General features: G+C 59.5%; 15 protein-coding genes. 10 read left to right on the top strand and 5 right to left on the bottom strand.

Annotated elements, in window-relative coordinates; all coding sequences use genetic code 11:
- Nucleotides 1-114: 114 nt before the first annotated feature.
- Nucleotides 115-987: a LysR substrate-binding domain-containing protein gene (locus tag ACR0KX_RS03675; RefSeq protein WP_170622558.1), complete on the bottom strand. Its 873-nt coding sequence runs from the start codon at nt 985-987 to the stop codon at nt 115-117.
- A gap of 151 nt (nt 988-1,138) precedes the next feature.
- On the opposite strand from ACR0KX_RS03675, the gene ACR0KX_RS03680 reads away from it, so the two are divergent.
- The 3 genes from ACR0KX_RS03680 to ACR0KX_RS03690 all read left to right on the top strand — a co-directional run bounded on the left by ACR0KX_RS03680 (nt 1,139) and on the right by ACR0KX_RS03690 (nt 4,862).
- A complete protein-coding gene (locus ACR0KX_RS03680) occupies nt 1,139-2,644 on the top strand; it encodes a trimethylamine methyltransferase family protein (RefSeq protein WP_480707877.1) in 1,506 nt (501 codons plus the stop codon).
- 12 nt (nt 2,645-2,656) lie between these two features.
- Nucleotides 2,657-3,748 (top strand): aminomethyl transferase family protein, encoded by a 1,092-nt coding sequence (locus ACR0KX_RS03685; RefSeq protein ID WP_480707879.1) that lies wholly within the window; start codon nt 2,657-2,659, stop codon nt 3,746-3,748.
- Between the two features lie 109 nt (nt 3,749-3,857).
- Nucleotides 3,858-4,862, top strand: coding sequence for a carbohydrate kinase family protein (locus tag ACR0KX_RS03690; RefSeq protein ID WP_480707881.1), 1,005 nt, complete (start codon nt 3,858-3,860; stop codon nt 4,860-4,862).
- Nucleotides 4,863-4,899: 37 nt separating this feature from the next.
- Here ACR0KX_RS03690 and ACR0KX_RS03695 read toward each other — a convergent pair whose 3' ends face one another.
- Entirely contained in the window at nt 4,900-6,081 is a 1,182-nt protein-coding gene (locus ACR0KX_RS03695) for an aromatic ring-hydroxylating oxygenase subunit alpha (protein ID WP_170622562.1), read from the bottom strand.
- A gap of 59 nt (nt 6,082-6,140) precedes the next feature.
- Between ACR0KX_RS03695 and ACR0KX_RS03700 the strand changes: the two genes are divergently transcribed.
- Both ACR0KX_RS03700 and ACR0KX_RS03705 read left to right on the top strand, forming a co-directional pair.
- Nucleotides 6,141-6,764 (top strand): cupin domain-containing protein, encoded by a 624-nt coding sequence (locus tag ACR0KX_RS03700; protein WP_170622563.1) that lies wholly within the window; start codon nt 6,141-6,143, stop codon nt 6,762-6,764.
- Between the two features lie 3 nt (nt 6,765-6,767).
- On the top strand, nt 6,768-9,164 hold the full coding sequence (locus ACR0KX_RS03705; RefSeq protein ID WP_170622564.1) for an FAD-dependent oxidoreductase: 2,397 nt from the start codon (nt 6,768-6,770) through the stop codon (nt 9,162-9,164).
- A gap of 18 nt (nt 9,165-9,182) precedes the next feature.
- On the opposite strand, the gene ACR0KX_RS03710 is transcribed toward ACR0KX_RS03705, so the two are convergent.
- The 3 genes from ACR0KX_RS03710 to ACR0KX_RS03720 form a co-directional block, all read right to left on the bottom strand.
- Nucleotides 9,183-9,386, bottom strand: a complete 204-nt coding sequence (locus ACR0KX_RS03710; protein ID WP_170622565.1) for a hypothetical protein — start codon at nt 9,384-9,386, stop codon at nt 9,183-9,185.
- Nucleotides 9,387-9,453: 67 nt separating this feature from the next.
- Nucleotides 9,454-10,797 carry an MmgE/PrpD family protein gene (locus tag ACR0KX_RS03715; RefSeq protein ID WP_480707883.1) on the bottom strand — a complete coding sequence of 448 codons (1,344 nt, stop codon included), beginning with the start codon at nt 10,795-10,797 and terminating at the stop codon, nt 9,454-9,456.
- Between the two features lie 38 nt (nt 10,798-10,835).
- Nucleotides 10,836-11,756: a LysR family transcriptional regulator gene (locus tag ACR0KX_RS03720; protein ID WP_480707885.1), complete on the bottom strand. Its 921-nt coding sequence runs from the start codon at nt 11,754-11,756 to the stop codon at nt 10,836-10,838.
- A 209-nt stretch (nt 11,757-11,965) separates the two neighbouring features.
- On the opposite strand from ACR0KX_RS03720, the gene ACR0KX_RS03725 reads away from it, so the two are divergent.
- From ACR0KX_RS03725 to ACR0KX_RS03745, 5 genes are all read left to right on the top strand, one after another.
- Nucleotides 11,966-12,922, top strand: a complete 957-nt coding sequence (locus ACR0KX_RS03725) for a TRAP transporter substrate-binding protein (RefSeq protein ID WP_480708389.1) — start codon at nt 11,966-11,968, stop codon at nt 12,920-12,922.
- Nucleotides 12,923-12,982: 60 nt separating this feature from the next.
- The gene (locus ACR0KX_RS03730) at nt 12,983-13,525 is read left to right on the top strand and encodes a TRAP transporter small permease (protein ID WP_170622569.1); all 543 of its coding nucleotides are present in this window, start codon (nt 12,983-12,985) and stop codon (nt 13,523-13,525) included.
- Nucleotides 13,525-14,865 carry a TRAP transporter large permease gene (locus tag ACR0KX_RS03735; protein ID WP_170622570.1) on the top strand — a complete coding sequence of 447 codons (1,341 nt, stop codon included), beginning with the start codon at nt 13,525-13,527 and terminating at the stop codon, nt 14,863-14,865. The genes ACR0KX_RS03730 and ACR0KX_RS03735 overlap by 1 nt, the downstream gene beginning before the upstream one ends.
- A 24-nt stretch (nt 14,866-14,889) precedes the next feature.
- A complete protein-coding gene (locus tag ACR0KX_RS03740) occupies nt 14,890-15,378 on the top strand; it encodes a universal stress protein (protein WP_170622571.1) in 489 nt (162 codons plus the stop codon).
- A 196-nt stretch (nt 15,379-15,574) separates the two neighbouring features.
- Nucleotides 15,575-16,825: a sarcosine oxidase subunit beta family protein gene (locus ACR0KX_RS03745; protein ID WP_170622572.1), complete on the top strand. Its 1,251-nt coding sequence runs from the start codon at nt 15,575-15,577 to the stop codon at nt 16,823-16,825.

A 16,825-nucleotide genomic window follows, 5' to 3' on the forward strand; every position in this document is an offset into this window, starting at 1 on the left:
AAGATATGGGCCGCCGGTTTCGGCGGCCCATTTTTCCCGGCTAAAGGGCGGCAATAGTCCGAACCTTTGGTGCCAGAGAATGGCCTTCTCATCCCAGCCAGTGCAAACGCCCCCTCAGGTCTGACCCTGCAACCAATCGGAAAACAGCCGCGCCGTTTCGGTCTCAACAACGTGATGCGGTCTGAACAGGAAATAGCCGTAGTCGGACAGCACAATATCTGACAGCCGGGCCAATCTGCCAGTGCCCAATTCGTCGCTGACAAGATCATCCATCAAGGCGATGCCCTGACCGTCGATCACAGCCTGCGCCCGCACGTTCGGGTCCGGCACGATCAGCGCGTCCCGCCGGGTTTGCAGGGGCAGGCCCGCCAGGGTCAACCACTCGGACCAGGCGTTGCTGTCGTCGCGATCCCGCAGCAGTGTCAAACGCGAGATTGCGTTCCCGATGCCCAGTTGAGCGACCAGTTGCGCGGCTTCCGCATTGCCAACTGGGAACGATCGGATGGGCATGAAAGGCGTGACCACGCCGTCCTGCCAGTTTCCGTTGCCCCAGCGAATGGCCAGATCGACATCCTGCAACTCTTGCCCCGAGAACTGCACCATGGGTTGAATTCGCAGCTGGACGTCCTGATGGCTTTGCATGAAGGACATCAGCCGGGGCGACAGCCAGCGTGCCGCGAAATAGGTCGAAACGCCCACAGTCAGGGTTTTCGATGTTGTGCCCTTCAGGGCAAGCAATCCGGCCTCGATCCCCTCGTAATGCGTCTGACAGGCGGCCAGGACCTTTAGCCCTTCGCCGGTCAAAACCACCCCGCGCGGCGTGCGCCGAAACAAGGCCATGCCCAGATCACCTTCCAGCGTTTTGATCTGATAGCTGATGGCCCCCTTGGTCATGTTGAGCGCCTCGGCGGCGTCAGAGAAACTTGGGTAGCGGGCTATTTCGACAAACTGCCTGAGAAGATCGTGATGACGGAACAGGGTGCGCATAGTTTTTCGTACAAAATTCTTGAACGCATGGGAAAGAAAAACTCGATTTTCAAAGCCTGATCGCCATGCATAGCTTGTTCTGTTCTTACTGGTCGGAGGGATGTCGTTGGGCAGGTTGAACCCATCGGGTTTGTCAGGCGATCGCGGCAGGATGCGTCGCGGGCGTCTGTCGCGCCATAGCGCGCCGCCCCAGGTTCAGCCGTTTCAGGGACGCAAGATTCCGCCATACGCATTGCTGAACGAAGCCGCGCTTGCCCGGATCGAGGATCAGGCAGACTGGATTCTGGACAGGATCGGGGTCGAGTTTCGCGGCGACCAGACGGCGCTGACCTACTTCTCCGAGGCGGGTGCCCGGGTGGAAGGTGAGCGGGTGCGGTTCAAGCCGGGTCATGCACGCGCGCTGTGTGCCACCGCCCCCGAAGAATTCCTGCTGCATGGCCGCGACCCAAAGCACACCGTCACATTGGGCGGTGACAATGTGGTGCTGATGCCCGGCTATGGCTCACCTTTCGTCAGCGATCTGGCGAGCGGTCGGCGTTATGCCACGCTGCAGGATTTCCGGAACTTCGTGAAGCTTGCCTATCGCTCTCAGGCTTTGCACCATTCCGGCGGGACAGTGGTCGAGCCGACGGATGTGCCGGTCAACAAGCGTCATCTGGACATGATGCTGGCGCATCTGACCCTTTCGACCAAACCGTTCATGGGATCGGTCACCGCACCAGAGCGCGCCAAAGACAGTATCGAAATGGCGCGGCTGGTCTTTGGGCGCGACATGATGGATCGCCATGCGGTGATGCAGGCCAATATCAACGTGAATTCGCCGTTGATCTATGATCACACCATGTCCGGCGCGTTGCGCGTCTATGCCGAGGCGAACCAGTGCGTCTGCGTTTCACCAGCGATCTTCGCCGGAGCCATGGGGCCGCTTTCCGCCGCGGCTGTGGCGGCGCAGACTTTGGCCGAGGCGATGGTGGGGATTGCGCTGGCGCAGCTTGTCCGGCCCGGTTGCCCGGTGGTGTTCGGCTCGTTTCACTCGACAATGAACCTGCGCAGCGGTGCGCTGACCTTCGGCTCGCCCGAGGCCAACATGACCACAATGGCGCTTGGCCAGCTGGGCCGCAGGCTTGGCGTGCCCGTGCGGTCCGGCGGCGGTCAGATCACGGCCTCAAACGCACCGGACGGGCAGGCGATGCAGGACAGTGTTGGCGCGATGTGGGCGACGCTGTTGTCGGGGGCGCATCAGGTCTGGCACGCAGCGGGCTGGCTCGAAGGTGGGCTGGTAATGTCCTATGAGAAATTCATCATGGATCTCGACCACTGCGGCGCGATGCTGAAACTGTTGCAGGGGTTTGATACCGATGACGAGGCATTTGGCCGCGATGCCTATTTCGAGACCGGGCCGGGCAAAAACTTCCTGTCGACCAGTCACACGCTGCGCCACTACACCTCGGCCAATTACGAGCCGCAGATCGCGGATGCGGGCCCATACGAGACCTGGGTCGAGAACGGCGCGTTGACGGCGGATCAGCGCGCCTCGGCCCGCTGGCGGCAGATGCTGGACGACTACCAACACCCTGAAATGAAACCCGGTATTCGCGCCGCGCTTGAGGCGTTCGTTTCCGAGCGCAAGGCGGCAATGCCGGATGAATGGCACTAGAAAGGACCGAAAATGACCGAAGAGCTCAGCCGAACATCTGCCCTGGCATCCCGACACAGGGCGCTTGGGTCTGGGTTGGAGGATTGGAACGGCATGGGCACCGCCTGGACCTATGACACCGACCCCAATGATGAACATGACGCGGTACGGGAACGGGCAGGCATGTTCGACATGTCGCCGTTGAAAAAGGTCTTTGTGCGCGGCCCCGATGCGCAAGCGGCGCTGGACCATCTGACTACGCGCGATTTGTCCAAACTTGCACCGGGCAAGGCAGCCTATCTGTGCGTGCTGACCGATCAGGGCGGGATCGCAGACGACGCGATCGTGTCGAACAATGGCCGGGACGAATGGATGATCGTGCATGGCTCGGGCGACACGATGGCCTTGCTTGCGGCGTCGGCCAAAGGGCGCGACGTCGAGGTCGAGTTTGCCGACGATCTGCATGACCTGTCGGTGCAGGGTCCGGCCGCGCTGGAGATTCTGAACGCCCATACGGATATTGACCTGACCGGGCTGGCCTATTTCGAACACGCCATCGCAAATCTGTTTGGCCATCCCTGCCGGATCTCGCGCACCGGATATTCCGGCGAACGCGGGTACGAGGTTTTTGCGGATGGCGCAGTGATTGGGGACATCTGGGACAAACTGGTCGATGCAGGCGTGATGCCCTGTTCCTTCACTGCGCTGGACAAGGTTCGGATCGAAGCCGGTCTGCTGTTTTACGGCTACGACATGACCGAAGAAAACACGCCTTGGGAAGTTGGGTTGGGGTTTACGATCAGCACAACCAAGGGCGACTTCCGGGGCAAGGCGGCCGTGTTGGCGGCCAGGGGGAACGAAAAGGTCTGCAATGTTTGCCTCGATATCGACCACCCGGACATGGTTGCGGGCGGTGAAACACTGTTTCTGAACGGCGAGGATGTGGGTGTAATCAACAGCCCGTGTTTCTCGCATCGTATGGGAAAATCACTTGCGTTGGCGCATGTCAGGCCGGGCCTTGCGATTGGCACCAAACTCGAAGTGACGGGCGACGGTTTGAAGACATCGGCCTTGCTGGTGTCCAGCCCGGTCTATGATCCCGACAAGACCCGAACCCATGGTTAGAACCGCCACCCAACAATGGCATCAGGCGATAGAAGCCACTTGAAAGGCATGATCTGGGCAAAGATCGGGTAATGTTGCCGTCAGAACCCGGTTCCATCAGGTGGTTTTCATGCCCAAACACGTCCAAAAGAAGGTTGAAAGACAAGGCGTTGCCTGTGCGGGCAACTGGATCCTGGACACGGTTCACACAATTTCGCATTGGCCCGAGAAATCGGACCTTGCGCGCATTGAAACGCAGCATGTGGGCCTTGGAGGCGGTCCGGCAAATGTCGCGTTGGGCTTGAAGGCGATGAAGGTGTCTTACCCGATTTGGCCAATCGGTCTCATAGGCGCCGGAGCGTTGGGAGACGAAGTCCTGCGCCTGTGCAAAGAGGCAGGGTTGCCATTGGACGGGTTGCAGCGGACGGCGCAAGCGGCCACGTCCCAGACCCACGTGATGAACGTTCCGGGCGACAGTCGGACCTTCTTTCACTATCCGGGAACCAACAGCCATCTGGATGCATCCTCGATCAATATCGAGCATCTGTCAGAGTCTGGCGTCAAGCTGCTGTATCTTGGCTACCTGACCTTGCTTGATCAGTTGGACGTCATTTTGCCCGGGGGCGAAACCGTTGCGGCACAGGTTTTGTCAAAGGCTCGGGCAAAGGGCATTCAAACCTGCGTTGACCTCGTGTCGTTCAAGTCGGACAGGTTCAGGGATGTGGTCGAAGCCACGCTGCCCTCGATTGATGTTCTGTTTGCCAATGAACAAGAGGCCGAGCACGCGACCGGAGTGGTTGTGGCCGGTTCCGCCGATGCCATGATGCAGGCTGCCCGCGCTTTGAAGGCGGGCGGTGTGAAAAAGGCCGTTGTTCTGCATTCTCCAGAACAGGTCGTTTGGTGTGGCAATGACGCAGAGTATTCGATTGAACCGGACCCCATTCCTGTGGACCAGATCATCAGCCCGGTCGGCGCGGGGGATGCCTTTGCCGCCGGTGTCATTCATGGTCTGCACGAGGATTGGCCCATTCAAAGCAGCCTTAGGTTCGGGATGCGCGCGGCGGTGGCGTGCCTGTCAGGCTATACGGCAACCGAAGGTCTGACCGATCTTGTTGCGCCGACAAACCCGCCATAAGGGCGACAAGTGACTTTTGCCCGGCAGCGACGGCGGCTCAGGTCAAAATCCGCTCGACCACCCGGCGGCCGAAATCATGGGTTGGTCCTTCCCAATGCGGGCTGAGGCGTCCTCCGTCGTAAACCGGGGACAGGCGGCCCTGTTGCAACAGTTCCAGCATGCCCAGATCTTCGCGGTTCAGATCGTCCCACATCTGCATCAGTTCGGCCCGCGCCTCGGCATGGTCGTCCGAGGTGGCGGCATCGCCGATCAGAAAGACATGCAGTTCTTCGCGGGTTTTGTTCGGGGCAATCGGATAGCTGACCAGCACGGTGAATTGATCGGGGAAGACTTCGGCGGCGAAATGCGGGAAGCACAGGAACCAGAGGCCCCGTTTGGCATCCTGGTCCGACAGGCCGGAGTAGTGGGGCAGGCGGTCGCCTCGGCCTTCGCCCAGTTCCGGGAAGATATAGTCGTTATAGAACACATGCCGGTCCCATTCGCCGGACCAGCGCACGTTCATCGGCGCGAATTTCAGCAGCTTGGGATGCACGGAGAAGACGTGATAGCCCTCCATGTAGTTTTCATAAACCAGCTTCCAGTTGGCCTCGACCTCGAAATCGATCTTGCCCGCCCAGCGGATCGACGTGAAGTCATATCCCAGCGTCCGTTCAAGCATCGGTGCCAGCCACTCCTGCAGCGGTTCGGCATCGCCCGAGACGTTGACGAAGATGCAACCGTTCCAGACCTCGGACCGCACCGGCACCAGATCCAGCTTGTCGCCGCCACCATCCTTGAACCGGTCGGTCACGTCAGGCCCGCTGAAGTGCGGCCGCGCCCGCAGCTTGCCGTTCAGCCCGTAGACCCATGCGTGATAGGGGCAGGTCAGGGTTGATCTCTTACAAGGTTCCGTCACCAGTTTCAGCCCGCGATGGCGGCAGACATTGTGCAGCGCCCGAATTTCCCCATCCTGATCGCGCAGAATGATCAGCGGGGCACCTCCGATTTCCAACGGTTTCATGTCGCCGGGTTCGGGCAATTCGGTCGCCGCACCCGCAAACACCCAGGACCGGCGAAAACAGTGCTCTTTCTCAAGCGCCAGCCATTCGTCAGACCAATAGGCGGCATTGGGCAGCCCGCTGGCCTCTTCGATCGGGGCAAAGGTCTGGGCAAAACCTTCGGGGCCAAGCAGCTCCTTGACCTTTTGCAAAACTGGCGTGTCCGGGAATTGTCCGTCCATCTGTTGCTCCATTCAAAAAAATCTTGCGGGCTTAGGAAAATTATGCACGGTAAATTTTCATGAACGTCAAGAAAAATCATCAAACAAGTTCTCGAGACTCGCTTGGCAAACTGGGCGAAGACCTGCGCGCGTTGCGCAAGGCGCAGAAGATGACGCTGACCGATCTGGCCGAGGTGTCGGGGCGATCGGTATCCTTCCTGTCCAAGATTGAACGCGGTCTGGCCCGCCCTTCGGTTACTGCGCTGCAGGAAATTGCCGAGGCGCTTGGCGTTCCGGTGGGCTGGTTTTTCGAAACCGACATGCCCACCCCCGCCGAGGAACGCCCCTATATCGTGCGCGCTGACCGGCGGCGAAAGCTGACATACTCGGGCCTGTCGGGCACGGATTACATGGGGTTCGAAGACCATCTTTTGTCGGCCAGTCTGGACCGGCAACTGGCGATGGGTATTTCCACCTACGAACCCGGCGGCAGTACTGGCGATGACTTTTATACCCACGAAGGCGAAGAGGCCGGGATGGTTCTGAAGGGCGAGATCGAAGTGACGCTGGACGATCAGGTGTTTCACCTGAAAACCGGCGACAGTTTCAGCTTTTCCGCCGACATTCCACACAGGTATCGCAATCCCGGCAAGGTCGAGGCCCAGATCGTCTGGGCCAACACGCCGGTCACACTGAAAAGATAGGCAATGACGGAACACGCGCGCGTAGTTGTGATCGGCGGCGGCAATATGGGTGCGGGTGTGCTGTATCACCTGGCCCATATGGGCTGGACCGATTGTATCCTGATCGAGAAATCCGAACTGACCAGTGGTGCGACCTGGCACGCCGCCGGTCTGGTCAGCCGCATGGTCGGCGGGCAGGCGCTGGGGTCGATCCATGACTATGGCGTGGATCTGTATAAACGGATCGAGCGTGAAACCGAAGTCGGCGTCAGTTGGCACAATTGCGGCTCGTTGCGGGTGGCGACCAGCCCCGCGCATGTGGACTGGATCAACCACATCCGCGACGCGGTGCTGGCGCGCGGGCAAGAGGCTCATATCATCGACGCGGCCGAAGTGGCGCGGCTGAACCCGCTATATGACGTCGAGGCGGCGGGTGTTCTGGGCGCGATCCATACGCCGGATGACGGCCATGTTGATCCCTCGGGCACCTGTCAGGCCATGGCCAAGGGTGCACGGCAGTTGGGGGCGCAGGTGCGGCGCAATTGCCGGGTAACAGGCCTGACGCAGCTGCCCTCGGGCGAATGGCAGGTCGAGACCGAGCAGGGCACGATCATCGCCCAGCATGTGGTCAATGCTGCGGGGTATCACGCCCGGCAGGTGGGGGCGATGGTCGGGCTGGACCTGCCGATCACCACCATGCTGCACCACTACGTCGTGACCGACGAGGTGCCCGAATTTACATCGATGACGCATGAGATCCCCGTCACGCGTGACGACTATTTCTGCGGCTATACACGGCGCGAACAGGGGTCTGCCCTGATCGGTCTCTACGACAAGCAGGACCCGCAATCGGTCTGGCCCGATGGCTGCCCCTGGGACAGTGAGAACGAGCTGTTTGAGCCCAACTGGGACGGTATCACCCCGTGGCTGGAAAACTGTTTCGAACGTATGCCCGCCCTGATGAATCGCGGGATCAAGCGGGTGGTGAATGGCGGTATCACCTATACGCCTGACGGCGCGATGTTGCTTGGCCCTGCGCCGGGGTTGCGGAATTTCTGGCTGGCGTGTGGGGCTACCGTGGGCATTGCCTGGGGGCCGGGGGCAGGGCGCGCGCTGGCCGAATGGATGATCGAAGGCAGCGCGGGTATTTCGACCCGTGCCTTTGATCCGCGCCGGTTCGGCATCTGGGCAGACGCCGAATATGCCCGCCAGCGCGCGACCGAGGATTACACGCTGCGCCAAGCCATGCCCTATCCGCAGCACCAGCGCCAAACCTGCCGCGACGTGAAACGATCCGGCGCCCATGACCGCACCGCCGCACTTGGGGCCACGTTCGAAGAGGCAGGCGGTTGGGAACGCCCCCGCCTTTACGCGCCCGAGCCGATGGGCTGGCGGCGCACCAGCAGCTTTCAGCAAACCGCTGCGGAATGCCATGCGGTCCGCAATCATGTGGGCCTTGCGGATCTTTCGGCCTTTGCCAAATTCCGGATCGAAGGGCCGGGGGCCGAAGCGTGGCTGAACGCGGTCTGCGCCAACAGGATGCCGCGCGTGGGGCGGACCTGTCTGACACTGCTTCTGAACCGTAAGGGCACAATCGAAGGCGAGGCCACCATTGCCCGCACGGGGCCAGAGAGTATCTATTTTGTCACCGGCGCGCCTTCGGAACGGCGGGTCTGGGATTGGCTGACCCTGCATTGCGGTGTGCCGATGGAGGGCGTGACAATCCGGAACGAGACCGATGCAATCGGTCTCCTGTGCCTCGCCGGTCCCAAAGCGCGTGAGGTTCTGGAAACCGTCACCCCGGACGATGTCAGCAACAAGGCCCTGCCGTGGCTTTCGACCAAACAGATCACCATCGCAGGTATTTCCGTTCACGCCCTGCGGCTCAGCTTTACCGGAGAGCTGGCCTATGAGCTTCACGCCCGCAACGATCAATTGGGTGCGTTGTGGGATGTGCTGTGGAACGCTGGGCAGGCCCACGGCTTGGCCCCGTTCGGAACCCGCGCGCTGGACAGTCTGCGGATCGAGAAATTCTATCGCGGCGGCCACGAACTGGCCAACGATGCCAGTCACAAGGATGTCTGTCAGGAACGGTTTGCGGCCACCGACAAGGATTTCGTGGGCCGCTCGGCCATGCTGGCCCGCCAACCGCAAAGCCGCATCGCCCTGCTGGCGCTTCAGGGTGAACCCACGGATGCGCTGATCGGCGAAGCGGTGTTTCTGAACGGTGAACGGGTCGGCTCGATCACCTCGGCGGCCTATGGGCACAGCGTTGATCAGTCTTTGGCCATTGCCTTCCTGAAAGATCACGCACGCGCCGCCGGGACGTTGGTGCATGTCTCGCTTCTCGAGCGATTGATCGACGCGACCGTTCTGTCCGAGGCCCCATGGGACCGGTGCAACGACAGAGCAAAAGCCTGAAGCTAAGCCTGCGACCTCTTACCTGAACGCGCGTGCGAACTGATCGGTCAGTGGTTTTGTCAGGTAACCCAAAGGCGTGCGGTTTTCTGTGATCAGGTAGACCTCGGCCTTCATGCCGGACAAAAAGGACAGGTTGGCGTTGTTCAGTTCCTTGACAGAGTCGCGCGTCAGGCTGACCCATACCGGGTAGCGCGGCTCTTGCTCTAGCGACGGTGCGATCAACCGATATTCAGAGAGGTCGTCGCCTGGTTTGGTTCAGTGGCGTTGCGGGACGCTGAATGACTGTGGTTCAGACAGGCAGGCAACAGAGTTCAAGAAGCCGAGCAAAACGGACGCTGTCCAGACTGTCGAATTGCAACGCCAGCTCTGCCATTTCATCGGCGCGGTCCGATCCGAGGACGGGGTCGGCGAGCAGGTGGAATTTCTCGTGAATTTCGGCGTCGCTTAGCGGCATGTCTGCGTCACCGCGGGGGGTGCGGGGTGCATCGGCGATCTGGCGGCCATCGCTCAGAATAAGAGTCACCTGAGCCCAGCGTTTGTCGGTGCTGATACGCGTCATCTCGGGGTCGTCTATCAGGTGAATGGCGCGGCTGACGCGCAGGATGTCGGGGTCGCGCAATGTGTCTGCGCTTAGCTCTTCAATCCCCAGGCGGCCGCGCACAATCATTGCTGCCACCGGAAAGGCAATTGCATATGCAAATTCGTCCTGATTTGCCGGTTCGTGGCCTGCCAGACGGGTGGCGTAGTGAAAGGTTCGGATTTCTACACGTTCGATTTGCTGGTGGGACAGAGCATGTTCGCGCATCAGGTCCCGAACCGAATCAAGTGAGGGATGGGCCCAACGACAACACGGGTAAGCCTTGTAATGCGTGTGATCGACCAACCGCCAACCGGATCCCAGATCGTTCCAGAAGGCGGCGCCGTCATCGCCTTCACAGGTCAGGGCAGGGGCGCCCGTAAAGCCTTCCATGGCCAGATAGGCGGCGGTGACGCCTGATGGTGCCCCCCAGCCGACCCCGTCGCGCAGCATGGTCGGATGATCGATGCAGCGCATCATCTGGCTGCGCGGGCCGTGGTATTCGCCGATGCCTGCGGCGTGACGGATATGCTGCGCATGTCCGCCCAGCAGCTTTGCACCGGCTGCCGCGACGCCAACGGCCGTCCAGGCCCCGGATGTGTGATAATCGGCGCAGGTTGCGTGCTGTACCAGACCGGCGCGATAAGACAGCTCGTACGCAGTCGCCAGAAGCGTGGCAAAGTCACGCCCGTCCATCTTTGGCGCACTGGCCTGCGCCATTGCGATCAGCGCCGGGAAGATGGCCGATCCCGCATGGCCCTTGCAGGGTGTAGTGCCATCATGGGCGTCTATACTGTCAATCGTGAAGGCACCGGCCATTGCCGCGCCGACGGGGCTGACAGCGCGCCCGTCCATCAGCAATTGTGCCTGTCCCGCACCGCCCGCCCCGAAAATCAGCGGGGCCACGCGACGCGCGATTCCGGACAGCTCGGTGGTGGCCCCGATGGCCGCGACGCCCATGGTATCAAGAAAGGAGCGGCGCAGAGTCCACAACGCCTGTTCGGGCAAATCCTCATAGCGCAGTCCGGCTGCAAAAGCGTCGAAACTGGGGGTCACGCGTTTATCCTCTGCAATCAGAAGGGCTGTGTTCGCGGCTAACTTTCGTGGGCTTTGCGCAGAATATCCAGAAACAAATTCAACCGACGTCCCTTTGATGCGCTTTTTCGGACAATGGCTGCCATGGTCGACGAAAACTCGGCCTCGGGGCAGTTGATCTGTTTGAGGAAACCGTCCTTCACCAAAGCGCGTGCTTTATGTGTCGGCACGAACCCCAAGTATCGACCGGACAGAACCAGAAGCATCAAAGATTCTTCGTTTTGGACGAATGCGGATTTCCTCAGCATCAACTTTTGGTGAACGGCCATGTTGGGCGAGTTGAAGCTCAGACCGGCATAATTGTATTTGCGCAGCTGGTTCAGGGGGACGATGTCGGACGCGGAATGAAACAGCTCGTGCTCTCGGCCGCAGAACAACCGCATTCTTTCGACATAAAGTTCCGAGTAGGACAGCATCGGCGACTGCCGATGCAAGGGAACGATCCCCAGATTGAAGCGCCCGTTGATGACGCCTTCTTCGATGATGTTCGGCGGCTCCATGGATATGTCCAGTGTCACGCCCGGTGCCTTGTCGATGAATAGTCTGATTGCTTCGTCGAGGTTGGATTCCTCGTTTGAAGTGGAATGATCAAACAAGGCGATCCGCAGTTTTCCGGTCAGTTCCGAGCGCACATCCCCCAGCCCGTTCTGGAACTTGTCGATGGCCAGAAACAGCTCATTCGAGGAGTCCAGGACATACTGGCCGTCCGATGTCAGGGAAAACCCGGCGGCCCCCCGATGGCACAGTTTTGCGCCCAGCCGTGTTTCGAGATCGGCAATATGCTTGCTGATCGTCGACCGGCTGATGTTCAGTTCAAACTCTGCCGCTGTGAACCCACCACACCAAACAACAGTACGGAAGACCTGAAGCAGCCTGATGTCGACATCTGATATGCTAGTAATTGCTTTTTTCTGTGGCACGGGTTACGTGTAGTTTTCTGCACCTTTACGTCGATTACTTTATCTTAGCGTTACAGTCAAAACAACTTAGTGTTCGTGCGAAGTGAGTCTAGTGAGCGCTCGTTCATGTCAGAACACTTTCCAAAAACCAACGAACAGGAGGAGGTTTTATGACTCTGCTCAACAGTATCAAAACATTTGCGGCGGTTGCATCGCTTGGCGCATTGGCAATGGCCGCGCCTGCAAACGCCAAGAACTTCAAGATCGCTGTCGGTGACAGCGGCGGGTCCAGCCAGGAAGCAACCGGCCTTGCCTTCAAGGAAAAACTGGAAGAGCTGTCAGGCGGCAATCACACCGCGACACTGTTCCTGAACGGTCAGCTGGGATCCGAGCAGGACACCGTCAACGATGCCGCAATCGGCACGCTGGACATGTCGCTGCTGGCGATCAACAACGTCACGCCGTTCTCGCCTACCGTTGGTGTGTTCACGCTGCCTTACGTGATTCTCAGCCTGGAAGACGCGGAAACGCTGACCCAAGGCCCGATTGGTCAGGAACTGACCGAGAACACCATCAATGACGCCGGTGTTCGCATCATCGCCTGGACCTATACCGGTTTCCGTGTTTTGACGAACTCGAAAAAGCCGGTCAAATCGGTTGCTGATCTGGAAGGTCTGGTCATTCGCGTTCCCAAGAACGAGATCATGATCGATACCTACAAAGCGTGGGGCATCAGCCCGACCCCGATGGCATGGTCGGAAACCTTTGCCGGTCTGCAGACCAAAGTTGTGGACGGTCAGGACAACCCCTACACCACCATCAACGCGATGAAGTTCTACGAAGTTCAGGACTACGTCACCGAGATCCGCTATATCTTCTCGATCGAGCCTCTGATCGTGTCCGAGCAGGTATTCCAGGGTCTGTCGGCTGAAGATCAGGCCATGATTCTGGAAGCCGGTGAATACGCCACCAAAGCCTCGGCTCAGTTCCTGCGCGACAAGGAAGCCGAGATCAAAGAACTGCTGGTCGAAAAGGGCATGGAAATCCACGTTCCTGAAAACGACGAGGCAGAATTCATCGAACTGGCAACCACCGCCGTGTGGCCGAAGTTCTATGACAGCATCGGCGGCGTCGAAAAGCTGAACGCCGTGCTGGCCGCAATCGGCCGCGAGCCGGTCTCGGAATAATAATACAAAAAGACCAAGAGAGCGCCCAAGTGGCGCTCTCTCACTTCTAGGGAGGGGCATATGAAAACCTTTTTAGGGATCCTCAACAATATAGAAAGCTACCTTTGCCGCTTTCTGCTTGCGACATTTGTTTGCTTGTTGTTCCTTCAGGTTGTCGTCCGAACAGTGTTCAATTTCTCGTTCTCCTGGGTCGAGGAGCTGTCTGTCTACATGTTCGTCTGGTTCGTGTTTTTCGGCGCGAGCTATGCGGCCAAGATGGGCGCCCACAACCGGGTGACGTTCCAGTTCAAGTTTCTGCCGCCGCGTGCGATCAAGTATATCGAAGCGTTCGCCGACCTGTTCTGGATCTGCTTCAACCTGTATTTCGTCTATCTGGCGCTGGACTTCATCTTCAATCGGATGAACCGGTTCCAATCGTCCCAGACGCTCGGGTTCCACCTCAGCTGGGTCTACATCGTTCTTCCCATTGCATTTGCCCTGATGACCGTTCGCATTATTCAGGTGAACTACAAGAAAATCGTTCTGGACGAGGATCTGCGCGATCCGGACAAGGTTGACCTGGAAGAGGTCCGCGCAGAACTCGGCGAAGAAGGGGGCAAGTAATGGGCACCGAAATCATCTATATCCTGTTCGGCGGGTTCCTTCTGCTGTTGTTCATCGGCGCGCCGATCACGGTGGCGTTGGGTGTGTCGACGCTGATCACCTTCCTCGTGCTGGATGAAAACCCGATCAAGTTCGTCCAGATCGCCTTTACCTCGGTGGGGTCCTTCCCGCTGATGGCGCTGCCCGCCTTCATTCTGGCCGGTGCGCTGATGGAGGCGTCGGGCCTGTCCCGCAGGCTGATCAACGTGGCCGAAAGCTTTGCCGGGCCGTTTACCGGCGGCATGTCTGCAGCGGCGGTCTTTGCCTGCCTGTTCTTCGGCGCGATCTCGGGCTCGGGGCCCGCGACAACGGCGGCGGTGGGCATGCTGATGATCCCCGCGATGATCCAGCGGAACTACAGCCGCGACTATGCGTCGGCCATCACGGCCTCGTCCGGTGGTCTGGGCATCGTGATCCCGCCATCGATCCCGCTGATCATCTTCGGCATCGCGGCACTGGGTATGCCACCCCCACCCGAGGCGGTGGCCGAGCATGGCACCTTCCAGACTGTGTCGATTCCGAAACTGTTCATCGCGGGCTTTTTCCCGGCCTTCCTGATTGCCGGAAGCCTGCTGGTCATGAACTACATCCTGGCCAGAAAGCGCGGCTACAAAGGCACGACCGAAGGCTGGTCCGCCCGCCATATCTGGTGCGAGATGTACCGTGGGTTCTGGGCGCTGATGGCACCGGTGGTTATTCTGGGCGGCATCTATTCGGGCTTCTTCACCCCGACCGAGGCGGCGATTGTGGCCATCTTCTACACTCTGATCGTGGGTGCGTTCATCTACCGCGAACTGACATGGCCGAAGCTGTTCACCTCGCTTGAGACCACGACCTGGCTGACCGGCCGCGTGCTGCTGATCATGTTCACGGCGACGGTGTTTGGCCGCCTGCTGGTTGAAAACCAGATCCCCGCCATCATCGCGGACGGGATGCTGTCGATCACCGACAACATCTATATCATCTGGACGCTGGTGATCCTGTTCCTGCTGTTCGTCGGCATGTTCATGGAGACGCTGGCGACCATTCTGATCCTGGTTCCGGTGATGCTGCCGGTGGCCTACAGCATGGGGATCGATCCGATCCACTTTGGTGTTGTCATGGTCTGTACTCTGGGCATCGGCTTCCAGACGCCGCCATTGGGTGAAAACCTGTTCATCGCATCGGGTATTTCCAATATCTCGATCGAGCGTATTTCGGTGGCGGCCCTGCCGTTTGCCTTCATCAACACGGTGGCGATCTTCATTATCGCTTTCGTGCCCGAAATCGCGCTATGGCTCCCAAGGTTCTTTGGGTACTGATCCGCGACACGGAGGAAGAAGACAATGCTACCCAAAATCGAGAATATCCTGATCGCAACGGACCTGTCCGAAAACGCGGACAACGCGCTTCGGCACGCATTGAGCATCGCAATCGCACATGGGGCAAAAGCCCATGTGCTGCATGTCACCGAACCGTTGTCGCAGGATGCCATCGTCACCATGCGGATGTTCATTCAGGACGACAAATCCCGCAAGCAGGCCATCAAGGACCGGCACGATGCCGTGAAGTCTCTGCTGACGGACAATCAGCACGATTTCCTGAAATCGCTGACCCCCGAAGATCAGGAGAAATATTCCGCCGTGTCTTCGGTGGAACTGATCGACGGTCACCCTGCCGAATCGATTCTGAAACGCGCCAGAGAGCTGAAATGCGATCTCATCGTGATGGGGTCGCACGAACATGGCACGTCGCATACGTTTCTGGGCACAGTCGTAAAGCGCGTTCTGCGCAGATCAACCATTCCGACGCTTGTGGTGCCGAACCAGAACTAGCAAAACTCCCCATCGCTTTAGCGACCTGGGCAGCCTTTTGGCTGCCCTCTTTTTTTGGTGCCCCAAGGTTCACAGCCCGCTCCTTTTGGGCTTAGGACCCTGTTCAGGTCGCAAAGAGACAAGTGCACACCGCAAAACACCTAAGCCAAGCGATCCAGAATCGCGCATTGTGGGGTCAAACTGACATGAGAGACCCATGCGCTATTCCGGATTTCGGATCATCAAAGAGGCTTTGACCGGCCACAAAGGGTGGACGCCCGCCTGGTGCGACCCCGCGCCTCAAAGCGAATATGACATCATCGTCGTGGGCGGTGGCGGGCACGGGCTGGCCACCGCCTATTATCTGGCCAAGGAATTCGGCGAGGCCCGGATTGCCGTGCTGGAAAAGGGCTGGATCGGTGGCGGCAATGTGGGGCGGAACACGACCATCATCCGTTCGAACTATCTGCTGGACGGGAATGAACCGTTCTATGAGTTCTCGCTGAAACTGTGGGAGGGGTTGGAACAGGATTTCAACTTCAACGCCATGGTCAGCCAGCGTGGCATTCTGAACCTTGTGCACACCGATGCGCAGCGTGATGCGGCGCGGCGGCGGGGCAATGCCATGATCCTGAACGGCTCGGATGCCGAACTGCTGGATACCGAGGGCGTGCGGGCGATGTACCCGTTCCTGAACTTCAACAATGCGCGGTTCCCGATCAAAGGCGGCTTGCTGCACCGACGCGGCGGCACCGTACGCCATGACGCGGTGGCCTGGGGCTATGCGCGTGGCGCGGATATGCGCGGCGTCGATATCATTCAGAACTGCGAAGTGACGGGTTTTCGCATTGAAAACGGCAAGGTGCAGGGGGTCGAAACCTCACGCGGGTATATCGGGGCCAAGAAGGTCGGGGTGGCCGTTGCCGGATCATCCGGCCGGGTGATGGAAAAGGCGGGGATGCGCCTGCCCATCGAAAGCCACGTGTTGCAGGCTTTTGTCTCGGAAGGGCTGAAGCCGTTGATCGACGGCGTGATCACCTATGGTGCCGGGCATTTCTATTGCAGCCAGTCCGACAAGGGCGGGCTGGTCTTTGGCGGCGATATCGACATGTACAACACCTACGCGCAGCGCGGAAACCTGCCCGTGATCGAGGATGTGGTCGAAAGCGGTGTGTCCCTGATCCCGGCCTTGGGTCGCGTGCGCCTGTTGCGGGCCTGGGGCGGTGTCATGGACATGTCGATGGACGGCTCACCCTTCATCGACCGGACCGGGATCGAGGGGCTCTATTTCAACGGCGGCTGGTGTTATGGCGGCTTCAAGGCCACCCCGGCCTCGGGCTGGTGTTTTGCGCATCTGCTGTCCACCGACCGCCCGCATGAGGTTGCAACAGCCTATCGTCTGGATCGGTTCCGCACCGGTCACATGATCGACGAAAAAGGGGTGGGCGCGCAGCCCAACCTGCACTGA

This window comes from Ruegeria sp. BG5 (assembly GCF_056538425.1).

Excerpts from the sequence above, each read along its gene's own strand:
- ACR0KX_RS03675 (WP_170622558.1), bottom strand. The coding sequence starts at position 987 with ATGCGCACCCTGTTCCGTCATCACGATCTTCTCAGGCAGTTTGTCGAA.
- ACR0KX_RS03680 (WP_480707877.1), top strand. The coding sequence starts at position 1,139 with ATGCGTCGCGGGCGTCTGTCGCGCCATAGCGCGCCGCCCCAGGTTCAG.
- ACR0KX_RS03685 (WP_480707879.1), top strand. The coding sequence starts at position 2,657 with ATGACCGAAGAGCTCAGCCGAACATCTGCCCTGGCATCCCGACACAGG.
- ACR0KX_RS03690 (WP_480707881.1), top strand. The coding sequence starts at position 3,858 with ATGCCCAAACACGTCCAAAAGAAGGTTGAAAGACAAGGCGTTGCCTGT.
- ACR0KX_RS03695 (WP_170622562.1), bottom strand. The coding sequence starts at position 6,081 with ATGGACGGACAATTCCCGGACACGCCAGTTTTGCAAAAGGTCAAGGAG.
- ACR0KX_RS03700 (WP_170622563.1), top strand. The coding sequence starts at position 6,141 with ATGAACGTCAAGAAAAATCATCAAACAAGTTCTCGAGACTCGCTTGGC.
- ACR0KX_RS03705 (WP_170622564.1), top strand. The coding sequence starts at position 6,768 with ATGACGGAACACGCGCGCGTAGTTGTGATCGGCGGCGGCAATATGGGT.
- ACR0KX_RS03725 (WP_480708389.1), top strand. The coding sequence starts at position 11,966 with ATGGCCGCGCCTGCAAACGCCAAGAACTTCAAGATCGCTGTCGGTGAC.
- ACR0KX_RS03730 (WP_170622569.1), top strand. The coding sequence starts at position 12,983 with ATGAAAACCTTTTTAGGGATCCTCAACAATATAGAAAGCTACCTTTGC.
- ACR0KX_RS03735 (WP_170622570.1), top strand. The coding sequence starts at position 13,525 with ATGGGCACCGAAATCATCTATATCCTGTTCGGCGGGTTCCTTCTGCTG.
- ACR0KX_RS03740 (WP_170622571.1), top strand. The coding sequence starts at position 14,890 with ATGCTACCCAAAATCGAGAATATCCTGATCGCAACGGACCTGTCCGAA.
- ACR0KX_RS03745 (WP_170622572.1), top strand. The coding sequence starts at position 15,575 with ATGCGCTATTCCGGATTTCGGATCATCAAAGAGGCTTTGACCGGCCAC.